1 protein-coding gene is annotated in these 276 nt (G+C 32.6%); it reads right to left on the bottom strand.

Features of this window, described 5'->3' with window-relative positions:
- On the bottom strand, positions 1–276 hold a 276-nt coding region (locus SB764_RS39810), incomplete at both ends, for a tyrosine-type recombinase/integrase (protein ID WP_410866724.1).

The following is a 276-nucleotide window of genomic DNA, read 5'->3' as shown; positions in this document are numbered from 1 at the left end:
CGCATAATACAAAGTTTTATGAAACCAAACCCGAATGTTTCCTACAGAACATTTCTTACCCATTTGTGTTGTAAAGAAATGTCTATTTGGAGTATCTATATCATGAATTGGGATAAAGTTTCTGAATGTCCTATACTCTTTTAGAACTGACAATAAAGAATCGTTCATAACAGCCAATCTTTGTTGCCCATTTTTAGCTCTGTTTATATAAATAAGTCGTTTATCAAAATCCAAATCTTCATTTTTAAGAGACAGTGCCTCACTAATGCGCATTCC

The organism is Paraburkholderia sp. SIMBA_027 (assembly GCF_046535315.1).
GTDB lineage: Bacteria > Pseudomonadota > Gammaproteobacteria > Burkholderiales > Burkholderiaceae > Paraburkholderia > Paraburkholderia tropica.
This window is presented reverse-complemented; position numbering and strand designations above follow the sequence as displayed.